The sequence below is a fragment of the Massilistercora timonensis genome, from assembly GCF_048354975.1.
In the GTDB taxonomy this organism is placed as follows: domain Bacteria; phylum Bacillota; class Clostridia; order Lachnospirales; family Lachnospiraceae; genus Massilistercora; species Massilistercora timonensis.
Window position 1 is genome coordinate 1 of record NZ_DBGCJQ010000030.1, and the last position, 9,890, is coordinate 9,890.

General features: G+C 53.8%; 8 protein-coding genes, 1 pseudogene and 1 other annotated feature. Of the genes and pseudogenes, 1 reads left to right on the plus strand and 8 read right to left on the minus strand.

The window, feature by feature from the left end:
• Positions 1-467: 467 nt before the first annotated feature.
• Positions 468-2,354: a heavy metal translocating P-type ATPase gene (locus ACML7B_RS02425; RefSeq protein ID WP_418539199.1), complete on the minus strand. Its 1,887-nt coding sequence runs from the start codon at positions 2,352-2,354 to the stop codon at positions 468-470.
• Between the two features lie 24 nt (positions 2,355-2,378).
• Positions 2,379-2,597 (minus strand): cation transporter, encoded by a 219-nt coding sequence (locus ACML7B_RS02430; protein ID WP_418539200.1) that lies wholly within the window; start codon positions 2,595-2,597, stop codon positions 2,379-2,381.
• Positions 2,598-2,763: 166 nt separating this feature from the next.
• Here ACML7B_RS02430 and ACML7B_RS02435 point away from each other — a divergent pair, with 166 nt between their 5' ends.
• Positions 2,764-3,129 carry an ArsR/SmtB family transcription factor gene (locus ACML7B_RS02435; protein WP_106789996.1) on the plus strand — a complete coding sequence of 122 codons (366 nt, stop codon included), beginning with the start codon at positions 2,764-2,766 and terminating at the stop codon, positions 3,127-3,129.
• Here the strand turns inward: ACML7B_RS02435 and queA are convergent.
• The 6 genes and pseudogenes from queA to ACML7B_RS02465 form a co-directional block, all read right to left on the minus strand.
• Positions 3,122-4,147, minus strand: coding sequence for a tRNA preQ1(34) S-adenosylmethionine ribosyltransferase-isomerase QueA (gene queA, locus ACML7B_RS02440; RefSeq protein WP_418539201.1), 1,026 nt, complete (start codon positions 4,145-4,147; stop codon positions 3,122-3,124). The two genes, ACML7B_RS02435 and queA, sit on opposite strands and share 8 nt — an antisense overlap.
• 13 nt (positions 4,148-4,160) lie before the next feature.
• On the minus strand, positions 4,161-4,691 hold the full coding sequence (locus ACML7B_RS02445; protein ID WP_346707929.1) for an RDD family protein: 531 nt from the start codon (positions 4,689-4,691) through the stop codon (positions 4,161-4,163).
• Positions 4,672-5,652: a signal peptide peptidase SppA gene (sppA, locus tag ACML7B_RS02450; RefSeq protein ID WP_418539202.1), complete on the minus strand. Its 981-nt coding sequence runs from the start codon at positions 5,650-5,652 to the stop codon at positions 4,672-4,674. The genes ACML7B_RS02445 and sppA overlap by 20 nt, the downstream gene beginning before the upstream one ends.
• A 25-nt stretch (positions 5,653-5,677) precedes the next feature.
• The gene (gene pheT / locus ACML7B_RS02455) at positions 5,678-8,098 is read right to left on the minus strand and encodes a phenylalanine--tRNA ligase subunit beta (protein WP_418539203.1); all 2,421 of its coding nucleotides are present in this window, start codon (positions 8,096-8,098) and stop codon (positions 5,678-5,680) included.
• A gap of 33 nt (positions 8,099-8,131) precedes the next feature.
• The gene (gene pheS / locus ACML7B_RS02460) at positions 8,132-9,151 is read right to left on the minus strand and encodes a phenylalanine--tRNA ligase subunit alpha (RefSeq protein ID WP_106790572.1); all 1,020 of its coding nucleotides are present in this window, start codon (positions 9,149-9,151) and stop codon (positions 8,132-8,134) included.
• Between the two features lie 72 nt (positions 9,152-9,223).
• Positions 9,224-9,456: a binding site (T-box leader), on the minus strand.
• 59 nt (positions 9,457-9,515) lie between these two features.
• Positions 9,516-9,890: pseudogene (locus ACML7B_RS02465) on the minus strand (hypothetical protein); the annotation flags it as partial.

Consider the following 9,890-nt stretch of genomic DNA (forward strand, 5'->3'; position numbering starts at 1 on the left):
TCCTTGTACTTGCGGTCCGCATGAAGATCCTCCTGAGTATGCAATTGTCGATTCATAAGTACCTCACTTTCATTATAGGAAACAAGACTACATGCTGCAACCTTTAAATGAGCTCAAAAGGTCTGGAAATAAATGGCGGAAACCGCCGGATAAAAAATTGACAGCCGGGAAATCCGGCTGAGGTGGAGAAAAGAATTCTCCAGATGATTGTCTGTTCATTATAGTGGAGAGGAGAAAAAAAGGCAAGATGGCAGGATAGACAAATTGGCAAGGAGAATTTTATGAAGATTTATCAATGCAGGTTTATCGCGCTTCCCTGTTCCATATTCTTCCGCAGAATCATCTTGACAATTCAGGCCTTTGTCGGGACAGTTGGCGATAAGGCGGGGGCCGGATGATTGCGGAGGTTAAGCGTCAGCCTCGGAGCAATCAACCGTCCCCGCCTCTCGACAATGCGCGCGATAACCCTATATTTTCTTCACAAACAGCGCCCGTATAGCGTTCAGCACCGCCAGGATCATCACGCCCACATCGGCAAAGATAGCCAGCCACATATTGGCGATCCCAAGCGCTCCCAGCGCCAGGCAGATCAGCTTGATCCCGATGGCAAATACAATGTTCTGATACACGATCCCCAGGCACTTCCGGGAGATCTTGATGGCCTTGGCGATCTTCAGAGGATCATCGTCCATCAGCACCACATCCGCCGCCTCGATGGCCGCGTCAGATCCCATGGCTCCCATGGCGATCCCGATATCGGCGCGTCCCAGTACCGGCGCGTCGTTGATGCCGTCTCCCACGAAGGCCAGCTTTTCTTTCTCCGGCTTGGTTTTCAGAAGCTCTTCTACTTTCGCCACCTTGTCAGCGGGAAGCAGCTCACTGTAGACCTCAGTGATCCCCAGTTCCCCGGCCACCTGATCAGCCACCTTACGGATATCTCCGCTTAGCATCACCGTCTTATCGATACCGGCTTCTTTCAGCGCCTGCACTGCCTCTCTGGCATGGGGTTTCACACGGTCGGAGATCAGGATATGACCGGCGTATTCTCCGTCAATGGCAAGATGAACAATGGTCCCCACACAATGGCAGGCGATATAGGAGATCCCCAGATGTTCCATCAGCTTGTCGTTCCCTGCTGCCACCGGATGACCGTCCACCTGGGCGGTCACCCCGTTCCCGCTGATCTCCTGGATATCCGTCACCCGGGAACGGTCCAGGTCTTTCCCGTAAGCCTTCCGGATACTCTTGCTGATAGGATGGGAAGAAGCGCTTTCTGCCAGCGCCGCGTACTCCAGAAGTTTCTCATCCTCCATGCTGCTGTGATGAATACCATTTACCTCGAAGACGCCTTCCGTCAGCGTTCCTGTCTTGTCAAATACCACGATCTTCGTCTGAGATAAGGTCTCCAGATAGTTGGAACCTTTCACCAGGACGCCTGCATTGCTGGCTCCCCCGATCCCCGCAAAGAAACTAAGGGGAATACTGATCACCAGCGCGCAGGGACAACTGATCACCAGGAAGGTGAGCGCCCGGTATACCCAGGTCTCCCAGTCCGCCGGAAGCCCCATGGCAAAAAGCCGGATCAGGGGCGACAGAAACGCCAGGGCCAGCGCTCCGTAACACACTGCCGGAGTATAAACCCGGGCAAACCGGGAGATAAAATCTTCTGACCGGGATTTCCTGGAACTTGCATTCTCCACCAGATCCAGGATCTTCGAGACGGTAGACTCCCCGAATTCTTTGGTAGTCCGGATCTTCAGCACCCCTGTCATATTGATACATCCGCTTACGATCTCTTCACCAGCAGTGATATCCCTTGGCAGGCTCTCGCCTGTGAGAGCGCTGGTGTTCAGCGTACTCTCGCCTTCCAGCACCACGCCGTCGATGGGAACCTTCTCTCCCGGCTGCACTACGATCACCGTGCCGATCTCCACCTCATCCGGGTCAACCTGCTCCAGTCTGCCGTCCCGCTCAACATTGGCGTAATCCGGACGGATATCCATCAGCTCGCTGATATTGCGGCGGCTCTTGCCCACCGCATAGCTCTGGAACAGTTCTCCCACCTGATAGAACAGCATAACCGCCACTGCTTCCGTGTAGTCTCCGCTTTGCTCATAGATCGCCAGAGCGATGGCTCCCACCGTGGCGATGGCCATCAAGAAACACTCGTCGAAAACCTGCCGGTTTCTGATCCCCTTCAGGGCTTTCAGAAGGATATCATATCCCACCACCAGATAAGGGATCAGATACAGGACGAACCGGATAGCTCCCGTCGCCGGGATAAAATTAAGCCCGATCAGAAGCGCCGCCGCGATCAGGATCCTTGTCAACATTTTCTTCTGCTTTCTGTTCATGTCTTCACCTTCTTGTCTGTCATATTACAGGAAGATCTCGCAGTCATCCTCCACCTTCTTGCAGTTCCTGCGCACTTCCTCCATAACCGTCTTCGGCTCCTGGCCTTCCTCAAATTCCACGATCATCTTCAGCATCATGAAGTTCACGGTAGCCTCTTTCACACCGGCGGTCGCTTTGGCCGCCTGCTCCATCTTATTTGCGCAGTTGGCGCAGTCCACATCGATCTTATACGTCTTCTTCATATTCTTTTCTTCCTTTCCATACTTTACGTTTAATCAATTAAGCATTTGTTTAATTGTCGATTTCATTATACCTCTTTTCAGGTAAATGTCAACAGGAAAATGAAATTTTCATTGCAACGTTTTTCCTCCTATACTAAAATATATAGAATAGCAAGGAGGTCCTGATATGACAGAGTTGAAACTTCCCCATGACCATGGGCAGAAAATAGAACAAGAACTTTCCTGTATGCCGGGAACGGAGGATTTTCAGGCCATCGCCAACGTCTTCAAGCAGCTGGGCGACGGCAGCCGGGTCCGCATCTTCTGGCTATTATGCCACTGCGAAGAATGCGTGATCAACATTTCCTCTATGGTAGATATGACAAGCCCTGCAGTTTCCCACCACCTCCGGCAGCTGAAGACCAGCGGACTGATCACCAGCCGCCGGGAGGGCAAGGAAGTCTACTACAAAGCCGCAGAAACGGATCAGGCCCAGCTTCTTCACCAGGTGATCGAGCAGGTGATGAAGATCACCTGTCCCTCCGCTAAATGATCAACATGGCGTCGCCAAAGGAGAAGAACCGGTATCTCTCCCGCACAGCCTCCTCATAGGCCGCCAGCACATGCTCCCGCCCTGCCAGAGCGGATACCAGCATGATCAGCGTGGATTCCGGCAGATGGAAATTGGTGATCAATCCGTCCAGCACCTTGAACCGGTAGCCCGGATAGATGAAGATCTCCGTCCAGCCGCTGCAGGCCCGCAGGTGTCCTGTCTCATCCGCCGCGGACTCCACCGTCCGGCAGCTGGTTGTCCCCACACAGATCACCCGGTGGCCGGAATCTCTGGCCTCATTGATCTGCCGGGCCGCCTCTTCTTCAATCTGATAAAATTCTGAATGCATATGATGTTCTGTGATCTCGTCCACCTTCACCGGCCGGAAGGTTCCAAGCCCCACGTGAAGGGTCACATGGGCGATGGAAATCCCTTTTTCTTCAATCTGGCGCAGAAGTTCCGGCGTAAAGTGAAGCCCTGCCGTCGGCGCGGCCGCAGACCCGGAGTGCTCTGCATACACCGTATTGTACCGGTCTTTATCTTTCAGTTGATGAGTGATGTAGGGCGGCAGGGGCATCTGGCCCAGCCGGTCCAGGATCTCCTCGAAGATCCCTTCATATTCAAACCGGATCAGCCGGTTTCCCTCTTCTACAATATCCACCACTTCCCCGGTGAGAAGCCCGTCTCCGAAACTGATCTTCGCGCCCCGCTTGGCCTTCTTCCCCGGTTTCACCAGCGTTTCCCAGATATTATTTTCCTTCCGCTTCAGAAGCAGGACCTCGATCTTGGCGCCGGTATCCTCCTTGGCGCCGATAAGGCGGGCCGGGATCACCTTGGTATCGTTGATCACCAGGCAGTCTCCCGGTTCCAGGTAATTGATGATCTCCTTAAACCCATGATGGGAAACAGCCCCAGACTCCTTGTCAAGTACAAGAAGCCTGGAGCTGGAGCGATCCTTCAGGGGATCCTGGGCGATCAGTTCCTGGGGCAGTTCATAATAAAAATCTTGTCGTTTCATGTAATCCTCTTTTCTATCTTTCATCCACCGGCCGATCTTCCGGCGCCGGCTGAGGCGCCTGATACACCGGGTACACTTTGATCCGCTTCGCGTAGATCACTCTGGTATCGCACAGCATATCATGAAATCCCCGCTTCTGTCCATCCCAGCCTGCCACCATATAGCCGATCCCCACAGACAGGCTGCAGAGGAACCGGCCGATGGTCTCCCGGTAGACCACGTCCAGAAGCTTCAGTTCTCCTCCGTTCTCCGCGCTCACTACCCGCAGGTTCATGGCTTTCTTCCCAAGAGTAGTGCCGGTAAGCCAGGTGCAGAGAATAAAGTAGAGCACCTGGAACACATACAGGACGATATCCTTCAGGTCGTACTGAAAGATCAGATTCCCTCCAAGGGGCGTCCCGGAGAGAAGGGACATGATCCCGGACAGGAACAGCCGCACCACCAGAAGTACCAGGAATACCAGGATGCTGTCCAGGCAATAGGCTGCCAGACGCACCCAGAACCCTGCGTAAGTCAGCTCCTGATTACTGTAATTGTTCTGCATAGTACATGGGCACCCCGCTTTCCATTTCCTGTGCGGTCTCAGTCAGGATCTGGGCCTCAGACTTGGGAACCAGATCTTTTGCCTGGGCAAACAAAGAGCTCAACATATCGGAGGTGTGCTTCAGTTCATAGAACTGATCCACCCCCAGTTCTTCGCTCATGGCGGTCTTCATATCATCGTACAGGGCGATCTCGTCGATCAGGCCGTTTTCCTTTGCCTGGCTGGCCGTGTAAGTGCGGCCGTCTGCAAGGGCTTTCACCCCGTCCTCCGTCATGCCCCGGCCATCGGCTACGATCTCCACAAACCGGGAATAATACTCGTCCACCTGCTCCTGATAGATGGCGATCTGTTCCTCGGTCATCTGGGAGCTGTCCTTGTTCTCCCCGCTGGTGATACTGATATAGCGGATCCCCAGCTTCTCATACAGCCCGGTCATATCATAACCGGACATGATCACGCCGATGGACCCGGTCACCGTATTGGGGTTAGCATAGATCTTATCCGCCGCCACGGACGTCATGTATCCGCCGGAAGCCGCATAATGGCTCATGTAGTCCCAGATGGGCCGCCCGGTGGTCTCTTTATATTCCATAAGCTTCAGGTACAGTTCCTCTGATTCATATACCGTGCCGCCCGGGGAATCCACATACAAAAGGATCCCCTTGTTATTGGAATCTTCCATCAGGCGGTCAATGTACTCCATGGTGGTGGTGTGCTGGTACCCCTCCGTAACAGCGAAAAGACCGGTGCTCTCCGTCTGCTGCTGGATGGTTCCCTCCACTTTCACCACGGCAATGTAATCCGTCATGGGCGCGTTAAATTCATAATCTCCCGTCAGCATGCTTCCCACACTGTCTTCCAGAAGACGCTGGGAAATGGAATTGCTCAGTACGCTGGATACTCCGATGGCGATAAACAGGACTCCTGCCACCGCCAGTCCGATAATCTGCTTTGTCTTCATAGGTTTCTCCTTTTCACGGGTCTTCTTACTTCCGCAGTTCGATGCCAAGTCCTTCCAGCGCCTTCAGGATCCGGTCCATAGCTTCATTTACTTCCCCGTCCTCCAGGGTCTTGTCCTTGGCCCGGAATACGATGGAGTAGGCCACGGATTTATAGCCTTCCTGGATCTGTGCTCCCTCATACAGGTCAAACAGATGGTAGCTCTCCAGATAAGCGCCTCCCTTTTTCTCGATGATCTCCTCGATCTGACCGGCCAGGATCTCACGGGGCATGGTCATACTGATGTCACGGGTCACGGCCGGGAACCGGGCAATGCCTTCGTATTTCCGGTCGAAGGAAGCACGGTCTGTCACTTCTGGCATGTCGATCACTGCGATATACGCTTTTGTTCCAATGCCATAAGCGTCCGCCACATCCGGGTGTACCTCTCCCAGATATCCCATCCGCGCTCCGTCATAATAGATATCTGCCTGGCGTCCCGGATGAAGGTAAGGATGATCTCCATTGGGATCATAGGTCTTCTTGCCGGTCAGGCCTACTTTATCAAAGAACTCTTCCACAACGCCCTTCATACTGAAGAAGTCTCCTTCCCCATACATTCCCAGGGTAAACTGCATCCGCTCTTCCGGAAGCTCGGTAAGAGGCAGGGCCTTTGGCAGATAAACATTTCCCAGTTCATAGAGACGCACGTCTTTATTTCTCCGGTTATAGTTGGTGGCAAGGGAAGTGAGCATTCCGTTAAGCGGCATGGTCCGCATCACACTGTAGTCCTCGCCCAGCGGATTCAGGATCTCCACCGTCCTGCGAAGGGGAGAATCTGCCGGGATCCGCAGCTTGTCAAACACCTTGGGGCTCTCGAAGGAGTACACCATCCCCTGGCGGAATCCGCAGAATTCCGCGATCTCTCTTGCTTTCTCCTCCACCCGCAGCTTGAAGGAAAGCTTACCCATGGTAGACTCTCCTGCCGGGAGGGTGGTTGGGATGTTGTCATATCCATAGAACCTGGCCACTTCCTCTGCCAGATCCGCGATCCTGAGAAGATCCTGACGGAAAGTGGGCACGATCACTTCTTTGGTCTCCTCATCATAACCCAGATCGATCTTGGCAAAATAAGACAGCATATCCGCCGCCGGGATATCTGTGCCCAGCAGCTGGTTGATGGCGTCTGCGTCAAAGGGGATCCTGAGAGGCTCTCGCTTCTTGGCATATACGTCTACCATCCCGCCTACCACTTCGCCGGCGCCCAGCTCTTCCACCAGCTGGCATGCCCGGTCGATGGCCGCCTGGGCGTTGTTGGGATCCAGGCCCTTCTCAAACTTGCCGGAAGCGTCTGTCCGAAGGCCCACACGTTTGCTGGACTTCCGGATGTTGGTGCCGTCGAAGCAGGCCGCCTCGAAAAGCATGGTCTTCACATCATTGGTGATCATAGAGTTCTCACCGCCCATGATACCGGCGATACCGATGGCTTTCTCGCCGTCGCAGATCATCAGCACGTCCTCGTCCATCTGGCGCTCCTGACCGTCCAGGGTGGTAAATTTCTCACCGTTTTCGGCAGTCTTCACCACGATCTCACGGCCTGCGATGGTATCCAGGTCATAGGCGTGCATGGGCTGTCCGTACTCCTCCATCACATAGTTGGTGATATCCACCAGGTTGTTAATGGAACGGATCCCAACGGAAGCCAGTCTGCGCTTCATCCACTCCGGGGAGGGGCCGATCTTGATATTTTTCACTACTCTGGCGCAATATCTGGGACACAGGTGCGGATCCTTCACCGTCACCTTGATATAGTCAGCCGCATTTTCCGAATTGCCCGTCTCGGTGACAACCGGCGGATGGAATTCCTTGCGGAAGGTAGCCGCAGCCTCACGGGCAATGCCTACCACGCTGAAGCAGTCCACCCGGTTGGAGGTTACTTCGTATTCAAAGACCACATCGTTTAAGCCCAGCACTTCCACCGCGTTGGCGCCGACTTCTGTATCCTCCGGGAAAATGTAGATCCCTTCTTCCGGCGCTTCCGGATACATATCCCGGCTGGAGCCCAGCTCCTCGATGGAACACATCATGCCGCAGCTGTCCACGCCTCTTAACTTACCCTTCTTGATCTTGATCCCGCCTGCCACACGGCTGCCCGGCTCATGGCCGCCTGCAACCCGGCCGCCGTCCAGCACAACCGGCACCTTGTCGCCCTCGTGTACGTTGGGCGCGCCGGTCACGATCTGGATGGTCTCCGTTCCGATATTCACCTGGCAGACGATCAGCTTGTCCGCATCCGGATGTTTCTCAATCTTGTCGATCTGGCCCACCACGATCTTATAAAGATCTGCGTCAAGGGCTTCGTAGCCCTCCACCTTGGTCCCGGACAGTGTCATCGCGTCAGTGTACTCCTGCGCGGTCACGTCAAGATCCGGAACATATGCTTTTATCCATGATAATGAAGTATTCATTTTGTTCTCCTTTCTTTTTCCTCAATTCAGGTCTTAGAACTGCCGCAGAAAACGGATATCGTTCTCGTACAGAAGCCGCATATCGTCGATCTCATATTTCAGCAGCGCGATCCGCTCCAGACCTACACCAAAGGCAAAACCGGTGTATACATCCGGGTCGATGCCGCACATCTCCAGCACGTGGGGATGTACCATACCGCAGCCCAGGATCTCGATCCAGCCGGAACCCTTGCAGAACCGGCAGCCTTTTCCGCCGCACTTGAAGCAGCTTACATCCACCTCCGCGCTTGGCTCAGTGAACGGGAAATGATGAGGACGGAACTTGGTCTTTGTATCCGGTCCGAACAGTTCCTTGGCAAAGACTTCCAGGGTCCCCTTCAGGTCCGCGAAGGAAATGTTCTTGTCCACTACCAGACCTTCGATCTGATGGAAGGAAGGAGAATGGGTGGCGTCCACTTCGTCGGAGCGGAACACTCGTCCCGGGGAAATCACGCGGATGGGCGGCTTAGTCTGCTCCATGATCCGGGCCTGCACGGAAGAGGTCTGGGTCCGCAGCACAATGTCCTTGTTCACATAGAAGGTATCCTGCTCGTCTTTCGCCGGATGTCCGTCCGGGATGTTCAGTTTCTCGAAGTTGTAGAGATCATACTCTACCTCCGGGCCTTCCACCACCTCGTAGCCCATGCCTACGAAGATCCGCTCCACTTCTTCCAGAGCGATGGTGTTGGGATGGCTGTGGCCCACCAGGTTCTTCTTCGCCGGAAGGGTCACATCGATCACTTCCCGCTTCATCTTCTCTTCCCGGATTGCCCGGTCCATCTTCTTCTTGCTCTCCTCCAGGGCCGCTTCGATCTCAGCTCTTGCGTCGTTGACCATCTGTCCGATCTTGGGACGGTCCTCCGCGGCCACATCCTTCATACTTTTTAATACGGCGGTCAGTTCTCCTTTCTTGCCCAGGAACTTGACCCGCACATCATTGAGTTTTTCCGGCACATCTGCCGACTGAATTGCTTTGAGCGCTTCTTCTCTGATGTTCTGCAGTTTTTCTTTCATCTCTTTCTTCCTTTCTATTTCTTCCAACATTTTGTCCGGAATGATCTTTGCAATAAAAAAACCTCATCCCTGACAAGGGACGAGGTTATTACCCGCGGTACCACCCTGATTCCTGTATGCGCCGCATACAGACACTCATTCCATGCGTAACGTGCATCCTGCGTCGCTTCCTAATCCGAATCGTTTCAGAAGCGCGGCTTGCGTGGGAAATTCGATCGCCGCCTGAACCCGGGAAGACTTTCAGCCAATGATCTTCCTTCTCTTTTGGAAAACGGGTCTCTACTTAACACGGTCACAGCCTTTGTGATTATAAAACAAATCTTTAATTATTGTAACATAAGAATCCCGGATGTCAAGGGCGAAATCAGAACGTGTCCAGATCCTCCTCATACTCGTGGGTGGCCACATCCTTCAGATAATCGATGGCTTCCCGCACCTGAGGGATGCACAGCACCAGCAAAGTGATCACAGCCTCCGCGCCGATGTAGCCTATGCAGTACACCAGCCCGTACTGGATATTTGCCGCCACAGTTTCTTCGTTCATATAGTAAAACCAGATACAATTCCACACACTCTCTATATACCGCAGCAGCACTGCCAGAAGATATCCTTTCTGCAGGCCGTGACGCCGGTCGCAAAGAAAGCCGCCCACTCCCAAAAGGCCATAACCCAGGATATAATCCCACAACTCCGGGATATTCACGATCATCGGATAATCCAGGAAATATTTCAGCGCCCC

Coding starts and splice junctions, on each gene's coding strand:
- ACML7B_RS02445 (WP_346707929.1), bottom strand. CDS start 4,691: ATGCAGAACAATTACAGTAATCAGGAGCTGACTTACGCAGGGTTCTGG.
- queA (WP_418539201.1), bottom strand. CDS start 4,147: ATGAAACGACAAGATTTTTATTATGAACTGCCCCAGGAACTGATCGCC.
- ACML7B_RS02430 (WP_418539200.1), bottom strand. CDS start 2,597: ATGAAGAAGACGTATAAGATCGATGTGGACTGCGCCAACTGCGCAAAT.
- sppA (WP_418539202.1), bottom strand. CDS start 5,652: ATGAAGACAAAGCAGATTATCGGACTGGCGGTGGCAGGAGTCCTGTTT.
- pheT (WP_418539203.1), bottom strand. CDS start 8,098: ATGAATACTTCATTATCATGGATAAAAGCATATGTTCCGGATCTTGAC.
- ACML7B_RS02435 (WP_106789996.1), top strand. CDS start 2,764: ATGACAGAGTTGAAACTTCCCCATGACCATGGGCAGAAAATAGAACAA.
- pheS (WP_106790572.1), bottom strand. CDS start 9,151: ATGAAAGAAAAACTGCAGAACATCAGAGAAGAAGCGCTCAAAGCAATT.
- ACML7B_RS02425 (WP_418539199.1), bottom strand. CDS start 2,354: ATGAACAGAAAGCAGAAGAAAATGTTGACAAGGATCCTGATCGCGGCG.